This is a genomic window from Streptomyces niger, assembly GCF_000718305.1.
In the GTDB taxonomy this organism is placed as follows: Bacteria; Actinomycetota; Actinomycetes; order Streptomycetales; family Streptomycetaceae; genus Streptomyces; species Streptomyces niger.
Genome location: NZ_JOFQ01000025.1, coordinates 17489 through 32746, shown reverse-complemented (window position 1 = coordinate 32746; position 15258 = coordinate 17489). Strand labels below are relative to the sequence as shown.

11 protein-coding genes are annotated in these 15258 nt (G+C 72.9%); 1 reads left to right on the top strand and 10 read right to left on the bottom strand.

What is annotated here, in order from left to right; genetic code table 11:
* The first annotated feature begins 1 nt into the window (after position 1).
* Positions 2 to 967, top strand: a complete 966-nt coding sequence (locus IF20_RS32070; RefSeq protein ID WP_052868910.1) for a DMT family transporter — start codon at positions 2 to 4, stop codon at positions 965 to 967.
* Between the two features lie 41 nt (positions 968 to 1008).
* Here IF20_RS32070 and IF20_RS32065 read toward each other — a convergent pair whose 3' ends face one another.
* The 10 genes from IF20_RS32065 to IF20_RS32020 all read right to left on the bottom strand — a co-directional run bounded on the left by IF20_RS32065 (position 1009) and on the right by IF20_RS32020 (position 15239).
* Positions 1009 to 3180 carry a RecQ family ATP-dependent DNA helicase gene (locus tag IF20_RS32065; RefSeq protein ID WP_052868909.1) on the bottom strand — a complete coding sequence of 724 codons (2172 nt, stop codon included), beginning with the start codon at positions 3178 to 3180 and terminating at the stop codon, positions 1009 to 1011.
* A 185-nt stretch (positions 3181 to 3365) separates the two neighbouring features.
* On the bottom strand, positions 3366 to 3734 hold the full coding sequence (locus tag IF20_RS32060; protein ID WP_052868908.1) for a 4'-phosphopantetheinyl transferase family protein: 369 nt from the start codon (positions 3732 to 3734) through the stop codon (positions 3366 to 3368).
* A gap of 70 nt (positions 3735 to 3804) precedes the next feature.
* Positions 3805 to 4839, bottom strand: a complete 1035-nt coding sequence (locus tag IF20_RS32055) for a C45 family peptidase (RefSeq protein WP_324605606.1) — start codon at positions 4837 to 4839, stop codon at positions 3805 to 3807.
* A gap of 8 nt (positions 4840 to 4847) precedes the next feature.
* Positions 4848 to 5462, bottom strand: coding sequence for a GNAT family N-acetyltransferase (locus tag IF20_RS32050; protein ID WP_052868906.1), 615 nt, complete (start codon positions 5460 to 5462; stop codon positions 4848 to 4850).
* 3 nt (positions 5463 to 5465) lie between these two features.
* Positions 5466 to 5729, bottom strand: coding sequence for a hypothetical protein (locus IF20_RS32045; protein WP_052868905.1), 264 nt, complete (start codon positions 5727 to 5729; stop codon positions 5466 to 5468).
* Complete coding sequence (locus IF20_RS32040) at positions 5719 to 7251, bottom strand: AMP-binding protein (protein ID WP_234426901.1); 1533 nt, start codon at positions 7249 to 7251, stop codon at positions 5719 to 5721. Before IF20_RS32040 ends, IF20_RS32045 begins: the two co-directional genes overlap by 11 nt.
* Positions 7248 to 10586 (bottom strand): non-ribosomal peptide synthetase, encoded by a 3339-nt coding sequence (locus IF20_RS32035; protein ID WP_052868904.1) that lies wholly within the window; start codon positions 10584 to 10586, stop codon positions 7248 to 7250. Before IF20_RS32035 ends, IF20_RS32040 begins: the two co-directional genes overlap by 4 nt.
* Positions 10583 to 12853 carry a class I tRNA ligase family protein gene (locus tag IF20_RS32030; protein ID WP_052868903.1) on the bottom strand — a complete coding sequence of 757 codons (2271 nt, stop codon included), beginning with the start codon at positions 12851 to 12853 and terminating at the stop codon, positions 10583 to 10585. Before IF20_RS32030 ends, IF20_RS32035 begins: the two co-directional genes overlap by 4 nt.
* A complete protein-coding gene (locus tag IF20_RS32025; protein ID WP_052868957.1) occupies positions 12850 to 13920 on the bottom strand; it encodes an NAD(P)/FAD-dependent oxidoreductase in 1071 nt (356 codons plus the stop codon). Before IF20_RS32025 ends, IF20_RS32030 begins: the two co-directional genes overlap by 4 nt.
* Complete coding sequence (locus IF20_RS32020; protein WP_052868902.1) at positions 13920 to 15239, bottom strand: lysine N(6)-hydroxylase/L-ornithine N(5)-oxygenase family protein; 1320 nt, start codon at positions 15237 to 15239, stop codon at positions 13920 to 13922. Before IF20_RS32020 ends, IF20_RS32025 begins: the two co-directional genes overlap by 1 nt.
* Positions 15240 to 15258: the final 19 nt, after the last annotated feature.

Below are 15258 nucleotides of genomic sequence, written 5' to 3'. Positions count from 1 at the left end.
CATGCCCATCGTGTGCATCATCGGCGCGGTCGTCCTCCAGGCGGCAAGCTACGGCTACATCTCCGGCCGCTTCGACTCGTCAGGCAGCCTCTACCTGGCCTGTGTCGGATTCGCCTCAGCAGCGGTGATCTTCAACCTCGTGCACGCCGTGCGGCGCCGCACCGCTTCCGCCGCCGACGCCGCCCCGCCCCGGCCGGCGGGCCGCCTGCTGCTGCTGATGAACATCGTCACGGCGGTCACCTTCCTCGGCTTCTACGCCTCGCTGGCATGGATCCCCTCCGCGCTGGCCAGCGGAGTGGAAGCGGCGGTCGGCCCCCTGGCCGTCGCTCTGCTCGCGCTGACCGGCCACGGCCGGCGGGCCTCACCGAGAGGATGGCTGGCAGCGGTCCTCCTGATCGCGCTGGGCGCAGCCGTGGCCGTGTCGCTCTCCGGCGGCGCCTCCTCCGGACAGGGCATGCTCCTGGGCCTGGCTCTCGTCGTCGTGGCGGGCTTCGGCGCCTCCGCGCTGGCCGTCATCTCCGGCGAGCTCGGCCGCCGGGGCGTCGACCCGGTACGCACGACGGCCCATCGCTTCCACCTCACCTACCTGGCGGGCGCCGCACTCCTGATGGTTCAGGGGGGCCCGGGAGAACAGTGGGCGCAGCAGCTTCCGGCCATGCTCCTGACCGGTCTGGCAGCCGTCACCGCACCGCTGTTCCTGCTGCAGGTCGGCATCCAGCGGGCGGACTCCATGATCGCCATGGTGCTGCTCACCACGGTCCCCGGCCTCACCTACCTGGCGGAGACCGTCTTCCACGGCGGCTTCGACGAGCTGACCTTCGCACTCATCGTCGGCCTGATCGCAGTTGCCGTGTGGGCGGCGCTCCCCGGCCGCGAGCGAAGCAGAAGGCTGCCGCACAGCTCCGGCAACCGGACGCCCTCGGCGCGCACGACCGTGGAGTCCACCGAGGCCGCTCGGTTCAGATGACGGCCCGCAGGGGGAGCCGGCTGCAGGGGATCGACACGCGGTCACGCCTGTACGGCGAGGACCAGCGGCAGCACCGGTCCCGAGCCCGCCCGACGCAGCAGTCGTGCGGCCACCGCCAGCGTCCAGCCGGTCTCGGTCGCGTCGTCCACGAGCAGCACCGGGCCGCCCGCGGCGGCCAGCGCCTCGGCGAGCGGCGGCGGTACGGTCAGCGCGCCGTTCAGCGCACGCAGCCGCTGTGCGCTGTTCGACCGCGGCAGATGCGTCTCGTCCGCCCCGGCCGCGTACGCGAGCGAGCCGAGCAGCGGCATGCGGCCGATCTCCGCGACCCGGGCACCGAGGGACGCGATCAGCTGCGGCCTGGTGCGCGACGCCATCGTGACGACCCCGACCGGCCGCGCGAGGGCCTCCGGACCGCCGCTCGCCCAGCCGCCCGGCCCCTTCGCCCAGTCGGCCAGCACGCCGACCACCGCGTCAAGCACATCGGCGGGCACCGGGCCGTCCGGAGCCTGCGCCGCCAGCAGCGGACGCAGCCGATTGCCCCACCCGATGTCCGAGAGCCGGCCCAGCGCCCGCCCCGCGGCCGCCTGCTCACCCGCCGGGATACGCCCCTTGAGGTCGACGCCGATCGCCGGCAGCCCCGTCGGCCACATGCGGCGCGGCTCCACGACGACCCCCGCCCGGCCCAGCTCGCCGCGCGCCCCGTCCAGCGCGGCGGGGGAGACCTCCGCGGTGAACCGCGGCCCGGCGCAGTTGTCGCAGCGCCCGCACGGCGCCGCGCCCTCGTCGTCCAGTTGCCGCTGCAGGAACTCCATCCGGCAGCCGGACGTCGCGGCGTACTCGCGCATCGCCTGCTGTTCCGCCTCCCGCTGCCGCGCCACCCACGCGTACCGCTCGGCGTCGTACGTCCACGGCTGCCCGGTCGCCGTCCAGCCGCCCTTCACCCGCCGGACCGCGCCGTCCACGTCGAGGACCTTCAGCATCGTCTCCAGCCGGGAGCGCCGCAGCTCCACCAGCGGCTCCAGCGCGGGCAGTGACAACGGCTTCTCGGCCCGGGCCAGCACATCGATCGTCCGCCTGACCAGCTCCTCCGGGGGGAAGGCGATGGACGCGAAGTACTCCCAGATCGCCTGGTCCTCGCGGCCGGGCAGCAGCAGCACCTCGGCGTGCTCCACGCCGCGGCCGGCGCGGCCCACCTGCTGGTAGTACGCGATGGGGGAGGACGGGGAGCCGAGGTGGACGACGAAGCCCAGGTCGGGCTTGTCGAAGCCCATGCCCAGCGCGGACGTGGCGACGAGCGCCTTGACGCGGTTGGCGAGCAGGTCCTCCTCGGCCTGCTGCCGGTCGGCGTTCTCGGTCTTGCCGGTGTACGAGGCGACCGGGTGCCCGCACTGGCGCAGGAAGGCCGTCACCTCCTCGGCGGCGGCCACCGTGAGCGTGTAGATGATTCCGGAGCCCGGGAGGTCGTTCAGATGCTCGGCCAGCCAGGCCATGCGATGCGCGGCGTCCGGCAGGTGCAGCACGCCCAGGCTCAGGCTCTCCCGGTCGAGCGGGCCGCGCAGGACCAGGGCGTCCGAGCTGCCGCCGGTGCCGAGCTGCTCCGCCACGTCGGCCGTCACCCGGGCGTTGGCCGTCGCCGTCGTGGCCAGGACGGGGACGCCGGGCGGCAGGTCGGCGAGCATCGTACGCAGCCGGCGGTAGTCGGGGCGGAAGTCGTGGCCCCAGTCGGAGATGCAGTGCGCCTCGTCGACCACCAGCAGGCCGGTCGCCGCGGCGAGCTTGGGCAGCACCTGGTCGCGGAAGTCCGGGTTGTTCAGCCGCTCCGGGCTGACCAGCAGCACGTCCACCTCGCCCGCCGCCACCTCGGCCTGGACGGTGTCCCACTCCTCGGTGTTGGAGGAGTTGATCGTCCGCGCGCTGATGCCCGCCCGCGCGGCCGCCTCGACCTGGTTGCGCATCAGCGCCAGCAGCGGGGAGACGATCACCGTCGGGCCGCTGCCGCGCTGCCGCAGCAGCGCGGTCGCCACGAAGTACACCGCCGACTTGCCCCAGCCCGTGCGCTGCACGACCAGGGCACGGCGGTGGTGGGCGACCAGCGCCTCGATCGCTCGCCACTGGTCCTCGCGCAGCCGCGCCGCGCCGGTGTCGTCCCCGACGAGGCGAGCGAGAACGGCGTCGGCCGCTGTGCGCAGAGTGGTGTCGTTCGTGTCGTCCATGCCTCCATGCAAGCGCATGACACTGACAACGGGCGAACCGTCACCGGTCTCACCCGCCGGCGGGTGGTCCCGGCCCGTCAGTGCCCGGGAGACACCGACGGGCAGGTCGGGTGCGCCGGTGTGCGGCGATGACGTGCAGCCGGAGCCGGCCGTTGATGACGACGCTTCGGGGCTCCGTTCACCGGTCATGCCCGCGCCGCCCCTCCGTTTCCGCAGGGGCGGCGCGGGGCGGGGTGGTGTCGCGCCGGGGGGCTCGACGGGCCCGCGCCGACCAGTAGCAGGGGGCCGGAGCGGGACCAGCTGACGTGCAGTCCGGGGTGGTCCGGCAGGTACGGCTTGCCCAGCGGCGTGTACGCCAGGCGCAGCTCGGCCGCTGGCACCCCCAGCCACCGGCCGAGCAGGTCGCGCACCGCCGGCCGGGAGCGGAGGAACCGGCGGGTGGCGGCCGCGGCCGTGAAGGCGTTGCCGCGCTGCCGCTCGGCTTCCGTGGGCCGGGCCCGCCCGGCCGGCGCAGGCCCGCCGGAGGTGGGGGCGTTCCCGGCCGCCCCCACCACCCCCGCGGCCCCAAGGCCCCCGCCGACCCTGCCGGTCCTTCCGGCCCTCCCTCGCGCGGACCCGTCGTCGCTACAAGGTGAAGACCTGGGTGGCGGAGAGTGACGGGTCGCCGGGGCGTACGTGCAGCTCGCCGCGGTCGGGGAACATCACCACGGCGGCGACGGTGCGTTCGGCGCGGATGTCGCCCCGGTCCGGTACGCAGATCGGCGGGGTGGACAGCAGCGCGAAGTGTTCCTCGGCCCCGCACTCCGGCGCGAGCTCGTCGAGCCCCGCGGTGGCCGCCTTGAGCCTGCGTACCGAGGAATTGCGGGCGAACACGTTGATCTCGTCGGACGGGACGAAGTCCGGGTGCAGGAAGTGGTTGGTGTGTGCCGTCTCCGCCCCCTCGGTGATCCGGAGATCGTCGCCGAGGATCTCCACCACGACGACCCGCTCCCGGTCGCACAGGACCAGGGTGCGGGAGCTCGCCAGGGGGAGGCCGCGCAGGATCTCCAGGGCCTCGGGTACGTCCCGCGCCGTGTCCAGCAGGTGCCGGATGGCGAGGTAGGGCGGCACACCCGGGTGCCAGTCGCCGCCCAGGACCAGGTTGAGGCCGACCGCGAGGCCGTCGCTGTTCAGGCCCAGGTAGCCCAGCAGGCCGCCGAAGCTGAGGACGAGCGAGCGGCGTGCCGTCCCGGTGCGGGCGACCTCCAGCACGCTGAGCTGGTCGTCGAGGTCGCCGTTGAGGTCGACGGTCTGCGCGAGGACCGGGCCGGCCGCGCCGGTACGGGCGTAGGTGGTGCAATCGCCCGCCGTGGGTATCTTGCGGTAGCCCATGATCTCCCGGCGCAACTGCAACAGCCACGCCTCCTCCGGCCTGATCCCGGCGCCCTTCGCGAGGCCCGCGACCTCCTCCGCGAGGTCCGGCGCTGCCGCCGCGACCGCCGCCCGGTAGGCGGCGATCGACGGCAGCAGTCCGTCCAGCGAGACCGGCTCCGGCATGACCTTGTTCAGCCGGCAGAGCGAGTCGTCGAGGAAGGCGCGCAACGGACCGGCGAGGGCGGCACCATGGGCCCGCCCGGCGGCGAACGGGTCGCCCGACGCGCGGACGAGAGGTATGCCCACGCCCTCGCTCATCCGACGGCGTCCAGCTGGGCGACCTTCGGCTTCGTGGCGAGCTCGTCCTTCACCCGCGGCCACTCGGCGCGCAGGACGCTGTAGAAGATCGCGTCGCGGCGGCGCCCGCCGGGCATGAAGTTGTAGCTGCGCAGGGTGCCTTCCTCCACCGCGCCGATGTTGCGCAGCCCGCGGCGGGCCTGGGTGTTGAGGATGTCGGTCTTGAACTCCACGCGCTCGGCGCCCAGCTGCTCGAAGGCGTGCTCCAGGAGCAGGTACTTCGCCCAGCGGTTGATGCCCTGGCCCCGGAAGTCGCGGCCCAGCCAGGACCAGCCGATCTCCAGCCGCCGGTCGGCCTCGGCCAGGTTGCCGTAGCTCATGCTGCCGGCGACCCGGCCGGTGGCCTTGTCGGTGATGATGTGGACGACGCGGCGGCCGGCGCTCTGGTCGGCGAGGCAGGTGTCGAAGAACGCCTCGAAGTCGGCGTCGGTCTCGACGGCGGAGACGAAGTACTTCCAGATGTCGGGGTCCATCGCGACGGCCCGTACGGGCTCGCGGTCGGCTTCGGTGACCGGCCGCAGCCGGACGTACTCGTTCTCCAGTACCACCGCGGCGTTCTGTGCCCAGGCCATGGTTCAGGCCACCTTCTTCGTGTGTCGGGACAGGGACTCGGCGACGCTGCGCAGGGTGCGCATCTCGGCGAGGTCGTGCTCGGTGAAGTGCGCGAGGTCGACGTCGGTCGCCTCGCACACCTCGGTGAGGAACAGCACCTTGTTGAGCGAGGTCAGACCATAGGTGCCGGTCATGTCCGCGTCCAGGTCGAGGTCTTCGGGCTCGACGGCGGGGTCGAGGACGGCGGAGAGCGACTCCCTGGCCGCGTTCTCGATGTCAGGCAGCATGGATGCCTTCCTTACTGTCGTGGATCCGGGCGTGGTGAGCGGCGAGGATCTGCTGCCGCTTGGGCTTGTACTGGGACGTGAGCAGGCCGTTGTCGATGCTGAAGGGGGCATCGGCCACCACGACCCGGCTGATCTTCTCGTCCGCTTCGGAGGTGGCGTTGGTGCGGGCGAGCTGGGCGGCGATGGCGTCCAGGTCGGCGGGTACGGACGCCGGGGAGACGACGGCGACCAGGTCGGTCTGGGAGGGGCAGAACAGGACGCACTCGGCGATGGCCGGGCTGGTCCGCATGGACTCCTCGATCGGCCGGACGACGATCTTCTTGCCGTTGTCCAGGACGATGACGTCGTCGGCGCGGCCCCGGATGAAGAGGAACCCGTCCTCGTCGAGGTAGCCGAGGTCGCCCGTCCGTACGGTGCCGTCCGGCGCGAACATCCGCTCGGAGGCGCCGGGTTCGGCGTACGCGTAGTGGTAGTTGACCGGGTGGTCGCTGCGGACGCTCACCACCCCGTCCTCGTCCACCAGGACCTCCTTGCCGCTGAGGACCTTTCCGACGCTGCCCACCTTGTGGGCGCCGGGGTGGTTCTTGGTGACGATGCAGGTCTCGTTGAGCCCGTAGCCCTCGAAGATCGGCAGGCCGGCGTCGGTGAAGAAGCGCAGCATGGCCGCGTCGGCGGGCGCCGAACCGGTCCACAGGTAGCGGATGCGGTCCCCGAACAGCTGGCGGGCCGCCTCGCCCGCCGTCGCCGGGCCGCCGGAGCGGCGCACCCGTGCCTCGATCTGCCGTCGGGCCGTCTCGTAGAAGGCGGGCACGCCCATCACGACGGTGGGCTTCGCGCGGCGCAGTGCCGCGAAGGCCGCCTCGTAACTGCTGACGGTGACGTCGTGGCCGTGCACCAGCGCCGAGTAGATCCAGTACCGCTGCTGGAGCAGCGACAGCGGCAGGAAGACGAACAGGTCGTCCCCCGGCTTGTGTTCGAAGATCTCCTGCACCGCGGCGAGTGAGCTGTCGATGCTGCCGACGGTCGCGCCGAGCCCCTTGGGGGTGCCGGTGCTGCCGGACGTGAACTTGATCGTCGTGACGTCCCGCGGCGCCCACTCGACCGGGGGGAGCGGGGTGGTCTCCGCCGGGTCCTCCGGCTCCGCCGCGAGCGTGCGGACCTCACCGATCGGTACGGTCCCGGGGGCGTCCGTGGGGCGGTCGGTGAAGAGCAGTTTGATGTCGTAGCGCGCCATGAGCTCGGCCGAGGGCGCGAACTTGCCGGGTTCCAGGCCCGCGGTCTCCGCTTTCAGGCGGAGCGCCGCGAGGTCCAGCAGCACCCACTCCGGGCCGTTGGCCGCGAGGATGCCGATCCGGTCGCCCGGACCGACGCCCCGCGCCCGCAGTCGGCGCGCCAGCCGCCCGGCCTGCTCGTACAGCTCCGGCAGTGCCATGGTCTCCGTGCCGTCCAGGCGGGAGAAGGAGATCCGGCCGCCGAGGGGTGGTGTGGAGACGATCTGATTGATGACCGAGTGGTAGTTCACCGGGCCGCCCCCTCTTCCCGCTCTTCCCGCGCCAGCGCCGTGGCCATCGCGGACACGGTGTCCAGCTCCGCCATCACATCCAGCGGGATGGTGACCCCGAACCGCTTGCGGACCGCGGTGAGGATGCGGGCCGCGGCGATGGAGTCGCCGCCGAGGGCGCGCAGGCTGTCGTGCACGCCCACCCGGGCCCCGCGCAGCACCGTGGTCCAGATCTCAACCAGGGCCTTCTCGGTGTCCGTCGTGGGCTCACCGCCGCCCTGCGGCGCGTCGGCGGCGGGCGCCGCCTCCTCGACGTCGGTCGCGGCGAGCTTCGAGCGGTCCACCTTGCCGTTCTTGGTGAGCGGCAGGTCCTCGTGCCAGATGACGGCGGTGGGGATCATGTAGTCGGGCAGGTCGCGGCGGAGCGCGTCCCGCAGCTCGGCCTCGGTGGGCCGCACGTCGCCGCTCGGCACGAGGTGGGCCACCAGCCGGTCGCCCCGTGCGCCGGGCCGGCTCGCGACCACCGCCTTGGCGACGGCGTCCACGGCGACCAGGCGGGTCTCGACCTCGCCGGCCTCGATGCGGTAGCCGTTGACCTTGATCTGGAAGTCGCTCCGCCCGAGGATCGCGATGGACCCGTCGGGCAGATAACGGCCCAGGTCACCGGTGCGGTAGAGGCGTTCGTCGCGCCGCGCGTCGTACTGGAACCGCTGCGCGGTGCGCTCCTCGTCGCCCCAGTAGCCGCGCGCCAGGCCGGTGCCCGCCGCACAGATCTCGCCGGTCACCCAGTCCGGGGCGTCCAGCCCGTCCCGGTCCAGGATGTACGCGCGGTTGTTCGCGTTCGGCCGGCCGTAGGGGATGGACCGGCTGCCGTCCTCCTCCGGGGCCACGGGGTGCAGGATGTTCCAGATCGTGGTCTCGGTCGGGCCGCCGAGCGAGATGACGTCCAGGTCCGGCTTGAGGCGGCGCAGGGCGGCCGGCAGCGCCGGCGGGATGCGGTCGCCGCTCATCATCACCAGGCGCAGCGCGGGCGGCACCACCTCGTCGGCGACCGCCTGTTCGTGCAGCATGGACACGATGGCGGGTACGGAGTTCCACACCGTCACGCCGGCGCTGCGGCACAGGTCCAGCCAGTGCGCCGGGTCCACCGCCCGGTCGCGGTCGGGCATCACCAGCGCGGCCCCGGCGGACAGCGCGCCGAAGACGTCCCACACCGACAGGTCGAAGTTGAACGCGCTGATGGCGAAGAACCGGTCGTCGGGGGTGATGCCGAACCGCTTGTGGCAGTCGGCGACGACGTTCGCCACGTTGCGGTGGCTGACCATGACGCCCTTGGGCGCGCCGGTGGTGCCGGAGGTGTACAGCACGTACGCCAGGTCGTCGGGGCCGGCGCCGGGCAGCGGGGCGGGGAGCTCGGCCGACGCCTCGGTCCCCAGCGGTTCGGTGACGTCCAGGCGCAGCACCTCCCGTTCGCCGGCCGGATCCTGCCAGTCGAGGTTGGTGAGCACCTGGCGCACCCGGCCGTCGCGCAGCATGTAGCTCTGCCGCTCGGTGGGCAGCGCCCCGTCGACGGGCAGATACGCGGCGCCCGCGAGGACCGTGGCGAGGATGCCGACGATCTGCTCGGGGCCGCGCGCCATCACCAGGCCGACCAGCTCGTCCCGGCCGACGCCCCGCTCCCGCAGCCACCGGGCCGCGGCGGCGGCGCGGCGCAGCACCTCGCCGTAGCTCAGGACGGCGTCCGAGGTGAGGATCGCGGGCGCGTCCGGGGTGCGCTCGGCCTGCGCCACGAAGGCGTCGCCGAGCATCGTCTCCGGCAGCGGTACGGCCGTGTCGTTGGCCGCGTCGCGCCGCGCGCGCTGGGCCGCCGGCAGCAGGTCGAAGGTGTGCCGCTGCCAGGCGGCCTCGTCGGCCAGCGTGCCGAGCAGGGTGCCGTACCCCTGGGCGAGGTCGTCCAGCAGCCCTTCGGGGAACAGCTCGTCGATCCCGTCGAGCTGGACGACCAGCCCGCCGTGCTGCTCCATGGCGAAGGCGTTCAGCCACACCTGCGGGGTCTGGCTGACGCTGAAGACCTCCGGCCCGAACAGCTCCAGCGCGGAGCCGTCGACCTCGCCGTTGACGTGGCCGATGGCGCTGTTGAACGTGAACGGCATGCGGGCGCCCGCCACGCCGCCGCGGCGGCGCGCCAGCTCCTGCATGACGTCGCTGCCGGAGAAGTGCCGGTGGTCCAGGTCGCTGCGGAGCCGCGCCTGCAGGGCACGGGCCCGCTCCTCGAACGTGCGGGACCGGTCGACGTCGGCCTCGACCAGGAGGGTGTCGGAGAAGTTGCCGATGGCGTCGAAGACGCGCGGGTGGATCGGCGGGCGGTTGGCCACCGTGGTGGTCAGGGTGAACCGCCGGCCGGCGCCCCAGGTGGCGAGCGTCTCGGCGTACGCGGCGAACAGCACCGCCGACGGCGTCAGCCCGGCGAAGGCGGCCCGCTCCTTCAGGGCCGTCCAGGTCTGCTCGTCCAGCCGGACCAGGCGCTGGGTGAAGCGGCTGGCGGTCAGCGCCGCGGGGCTGGTCCGCAGCGGCAGGTCCGGGTGGGGCGCGAGGTCCTCGACGCGGTCGAGCCAGTACTCGCGGGAGCGGCGGGCCGGCGCCTTGCCGCGCGCGGCTTCGAGGGCCGCGACGTACTCCTCGTAGGGCAGCTCGGGCGGCGCGTCGGCCGAGCCGTCGCGGTACTGCCGCCACCAGGCGCGGAAGAACAGGAACATGCTGATCCCGTCCATCACCAGCCCGTCGTGGCTGACGTGCAGCACCATGCGGTCGTCGGCGAGGATCGTCACCTCGGCGGCGATCAGCGGCACCTGGTCGGCGTCGAGCACGCGGTGGGAGCGTTCCTCGCGCAGCTCGTGGCGGATCCGCTCCTGCTCCTCGGGGCTCTCCCCGCGCAGGTCCAGGCGGCTGATCCGCGGCCGGTGCTGGCGGAACTCGGTGACCTGCCGCTCGTCCGAGACGAAGCGGGAGCGCAGCGCACTGTGCGCGTCCACCACCGCTTCCAGGGCGCTCTCCAGCCGGTCCAGGTCCCACACGCCTTCGAACTCGTGGTAGACGTGGCTGGAGATGTCGCCGATCTCGAAGATGCCGCTGCGGCCGAGCAGGTAGGCCCGCTGCAGGGGGGTGAGCGGGAAGCCGGGGCCGTGCCGCTCCTCCTCGGCCAGGTGGGCGACCAGCTCTTCCTTCATGCTCTTGACGAGGGCGATGAATTCGGGGTCCATGCGCTCGCGGCCGCCCTGGAGCCGCAGGTCGTTGCCGGACAGGGAGACGGACAGGCCCCGGCTGTCGATCTCGCGCAGCACTTCTCGGTAGTTCATCGGGCCGCCTCGCAGAATGCGGTCAGGGCGTCCTCGTCGGCACGCTCCTCGATCAGTACGGCCAGCGCGTTGACGTCCTGGCTGCCGAGCAGTTCGTCGACGCTGACGTCCACGTCGAGGGCGTCCAGGATCTGGTACTGCAACGTCACGGCCTGTAGCGAACTGGTCCCCAGCTGGCTGAGGTTGCTGTGGTCGACCGCGGTGTCGGCGGGCAGCTGGAGCACGGTGCGGACCTGTTCGCTCAGCCACGGCACCAGCTGCGGGCCGGCGTGCGCGGGCCGCGGTGCGGGGGCCGTGGGGCGGAAGAAGACGGCGTCCGCGAGGCGGATCTCGCTCTCCGCGGGGACCAGCTCCACGGTGCGCGGCCACTCGGCCGGCTCGGGCAGGCCGAGCGCCGCGGCGAGCCGCCCGGCGAAGCGGGGCATGACGGGCGCCGCGGCGTGCGCGAGGAGGCGCGCCGCGGCCAGTTCGAGGGCGATGGCGGTACGCGCTTCGCTCTCCCAGCCCGCGGTCTCCGCGAGGACCGCCTCCTGGCGGGAGAAGCGCAGGGTGTCCCGGACGATGCCGTCCAGTTCGGCGGCCGCCTGGTTGAGCGAGAAGCCCTCGGAGCCGAGGCTGCCGGTGACCGCGGCGAGGCGGGCGCCGAGCCGGCCGAGGAAGGCGGAGTGCTCCGGCGTCCAGGTGCCCGCGTCCGGCGCGCTGCCGCCGTACCGCTTGACGATCCGCTCGCCGAGGTCGTTCAGCCAGCTCTGCCAGGTGCCGATCAGCGTCTCGTCGAGGGTCGTCTCGTACGCGGCGCGCTGGAAGTTGGTGCGCCGGCCCTCGGGGCGGGTGGCCGCGAGGAAATAGCGGACCGCGTCGACGGAGTCCGGGCCGAGGATCTCCTTGCCCCAGATCGCGTGGCGCCGGCTGGTGGAGAACTTGCTGCCCTCCAGCAGGTAGAACTCGTTGACGTGGTAGTCGATGTCCGGGTTCCAGCCGGGGTGGGCCAGCCGGTAGAGGGCCGGGTAGAGCACGGAGTGGTAGAAGCTGTTGTCGTACCCGAAGAAGTGGACGACCTTCCAGTCCTGCTGCGGCGCGGCGGCCCGCCACTCCTCGCCCAGGCGGGCGCCGAGCGACTGGATGCCGTGCAGGAAGCCGTAGGACATCTCCGGCCACACCCAGATGACCTGCCCGGTCACGTCCTGCTCGGCGGGCGGCACGCCCCAGTCCGAGGGGTGGCTGATCGGGATGTCCAGGCTCGGGCGGCGGAAGAGCCGGTCGCTCAGCTCCCGCAGCCGGGCGGGGACCCGGCCGAGGCGGTGGTGCTCGGCGATCTGCTCGCGGAAGGTGTGCAGCGGCAGCGTCCAGCGGGCGACCGGGGCGCTGCGCGGGGTCGCGGCAGAGCGTGCGGAGGCCGGGTCGACCAGGTCGGTGACGGTGTTGGGCTCGCCGCACTCCTCGCAGATGTTGCCGCTGGTGCCCGAACCGCACGCCGGGCAGCCGCCCTTGACGTCCACCTCGTAGAGGTACTGCCCGCTCTCCGCGTCGAAGAGCGCGTCGCCCTCGGTGGGCCGCACCGTGCCCGAGGAGACCACCCGGGAGAAGAAGTCCTGCAGCCCGGGCCGGTAGGACGGGTCGTCGTCGGTGACGGTGTACTGGTCGGGCACGATGTCCATCAGCGCCAGCGTCCGGGCGATCTCGGCGCTGTAGTGCGCCGCGGTCTCGGCCGGCTCGCGGCCCTCGGCGCGCGCCGCGCCGACCACGTAGCTCTGGTAGTCGTCGCTGCCGGTCAGGTGCCAGGCCTTGGTGCCGTTCATCCGCTGGTGGCGGACGTAGGCGTCGGCGCCGAGATACGGGCCCGACAGGTGACCCAGGTGCAGGTCCCCGTTGGGTGTGGGCGGGGTGGAGAAGACGAAGACCGGCCGGTCGCCGAAGTTCGTGCGCTGCGGGTTGCGGGCCGAGGCCAGCGCGCGGTCCGCGTCGCGCCAGTACTGCGTCAGGAAGACCACGTCGGTGTCGCCGGTGTTCTCCAGGACGTGGGACTCGAAGGGCTCGAAGAGCGCCACCGTGCCGGGGGCCGCCGGGTGCCGGCGGCCGTCGACGATGAACTCGCCGCGGCCGGCGACGATTACGAAGAACTCGGTCTCGTCGTGCTGGTGGCTGTCCGAGCTGTGGCCGGGGGCGACCCGTCCCCAGCCCGCGCCCACGCCGAGGCCCTCGATGTCGCTCATGTCGATGCCGAACGCCTTGTGCAGGGCGGTGTCGTCATAGGTGTTGATGATCACGCCGGGTCCTTACGCTGGGAGGGAAGGGGGAGCAGGTCGGCGGTCTCCGCCGCGACGGCGGGCGCGAGCCGGTATCCGGAGCCGTTGGCGGCCCCTGCGAAGACCACCCGCGCGTCGTCGGTGACCGCACGGACCACGGGCTCCATGGCGGGGCCGTAGGCGTCGCAGAAGACGCGGCCCGACACGCAGCGGTCGGCCAGCTGGGGCGCGTAGCGGGTCAGGGTCGCCCGCGCCTCGCGCAGATCGGCGGCCGACACGCTCGTGGGGAGGGTGTCGGGGTCCACGTCCCAGTCCTGGCAGGTGTAGCTGAACAGCCAGTGCCCGCGCTCGTGGTACGGCAGCAGGAAGGCGTCCTCGTCCTGGAAGACGACCGCCCGGTCGCCGGGGGCCGGCGCCATCTCGATGTGCAGGGCCACGATCTTCTTCACCCGGGCGCCCAGCGGCGCGACGAGGTCCTGCCAGGCGGGAGCCGCGAGCCAGGGCCCGGGGGCCAGCACGACGTGGCCGGCGGTCAGGCCGCCGCCGGTGCCCAGGGTCAGCTCGACCGCGTCCGCGCCGGGCGTCACGCCGGTGACCCGGACGCCCTCCCGGAACTCCGCGGTACGCCGCAGGTCGCGCGCCAGGTACTGGGTGAGCGCGTGGACGTCCGCGTACTGGCAGCCGTCCCCCTCCCACGCGGCCTTGCCGTCCGGCACCACGGCGATGCCTCCGGCCACCTCGGTGACCGGCCGCAGCTTCGCCTCGGGCAGGTAGATCTCGTGCAGCCGCGCCTCGTGCGCCGCGTCGGCGACCACGGTCATGGCCAGCGGGTGGATCGGCAGGTCCGGGCGGGCGGCCTTGAGCGCTGCGTAGTGGTCCTGGCTGTACGCCGCCATCCCGCGCACCCGCTCGGTGGCGCCGCGGGGGAAGTGCAGGCCGGCCGAGCGGCGGGTGGCGCCGCTGCCGACCGCGTCCTGGTCCAGCACGGTCACGGAGGCGTCCGGGGCGCGGGAGAGGATCTCCCGGGTGATCATGCAGCCGAGCACGCCGCCGCCGACCACCGCGAAGTCGGTGTGGGTCCCCGTCATCACGCGCCCCACAGCACCTTGGTGCCGGCCTTGGACGACCACTCGATGAACGACGCCAGCTGCTCGTCGCTGCGCACCCCGCTCAGCCGGTCGGCGATGCGCTGGCTGCGCCAGGCGTTCAGGCTGAGGTTGGGGTCGGCGAGGCCGCGCTGCCCGCGGGCAGCGTTCTGCACGAAGATCCGGCGGTCGGCCGGGCCGTCCCAGCGCACCGCGAAGTGCTCGTCGATGCTCAGCTCCTCGCCGTGGCGCTCCAGGCGGTCGGCGATCGGGGCGAGGAAGTCCATCCGGGCGGGGCGGAAGCCGGTGGCCCAGATGATGACGTCCGCCTCGAAGTGCTCGACGCCGTCGGGCTCGTCGTTGTGCCGGACGCTCAGGTCCCAGCCGCCCGCGGCGCCGGACCGGACGCCGGTGACCTCGCGGTTGGGGTGCAGCCCGACGAGGTCGGGGTTGCCCTGCACGAAGCGGTGCACGTAGATGCGCTGGTAGAGGTCGCGCAGCGTCGACTCCGAGATGCCGTCGCTGCTGAGGATGTGCTGCGCGTTGAACGCCTGCCGGATCTCCGGCCGCAGGCCGTAGAAGTAGTCCGAGTGGGACGGCATGTAGTAGTCGTTGGTGAACGGCGAGTCGTCGATGGGGAAGTAGTTGCGGCGCCGGGAGATCCACGAGATGCGGCGCGGCAGTTCGCTGTCGGGGCGCGACATCAGGTCCAGGCACGCCTCGGCGCCGGACTGCCCGCCGCCGACCACCACGACGCGCTTCCCGGCCATGCTCCGGGCGCCGCGCAGGTAGTCGTTGACGTGGAACTGGCTCTCGCCCTGGAGGTCTTGGGCGATCGGCGGGACCCACGGCCGGCTGCCGACGCCGACGACGATGTTCTCGGCGGTCACGGTGCGGCGGTCGGTGCGGACGGTGAAGACGCCGTCGAAGTCGACCTCCTCCACGTTCTCCCCGAAGACGACGTTCTCGTTGCGCCGGCTCGCCCAGGCCAGGTAGTTGCGGAACTCCAGGCGCGGCACGTCGTCGAACTGGGCGTTGAGGAAGTGGTACACCCGGCCCTGGTCGTGCAGGTAGGACAGGAAGGAGAACGGGCTCTTCGGGTCGGAGAGACTGACCAGGTCCTTGAACATCGACACCTGCAGGGTGGCGCCGGGTATCTGTTGGTCGTCGTGCCACCCGAAGGCGGCTTTGCGGTCGAGGAAGAGGTTGCGCACCTCCGGGCGGCCGTGCAGCAGGGACGCCAGGCTCAGGTTGGCGGGTCCCACGCCCACTCCTACGCAGTGGTACTGCGCGGAATCGGCCCGGGTGTTCGCGTTCCCCATGGAGATCTCTCTTTCAGGC

Excerpts from the sequence above, each read along its gene's own strand:
- IF20_RS32050 (WP_052868906.1), bottom strand. The coding sequence starts at position 5,462 with ATGGCCTGGGCACAGAACGCCGCGGTGGTACTGGAGAACGAGTACGTC.
- IF20_RS32025 (WP_052868957.1), bottom strand. The coding sequence starts at position 13,920 with ATGACGGGGACCCACACCGACTTCGCGGTGGTCGGCGGCGGCGTGCTC.
- IF20_RS32035 (WP_052868904.1), bottom strand. The coding sequence starts at position 10,586 with ATGAACTACCGAGAAGTGCTGCGCGAGATCGACAGCCGGGGCCTGTCC.
- IF20_RS32045 (WP_052868905.1), bottom strand. The coding sequence starts at position 5,729 with ATGCTGCCTGACATCGAGAACGCGGCCAGGGAGTCGCTCTCCGCCGTC.
- IF20_RS32070 (WP_052868910.1), top strand. The coding sequence starts at position 2 with ATGCCCATCGTGTGCATCATCGGCGCGGTCGTCCTCCAGGCGGCAAGC.
- IF20_RS32020 (WP_052868902.1), bottom strand. The coding sequence starts at position 15,239 with ATGGGGAACGCGAACACCCGGGCCGATTCCGCGCAGTACCACTGCGTA.
- IF20_RS32065 (WP_052868909.1), bottom strand. The coding sequence starts at position 3,180 with ATGGACGACACGAACGACACCACTCTGCGCACAGCGGCCGACGCCGTT.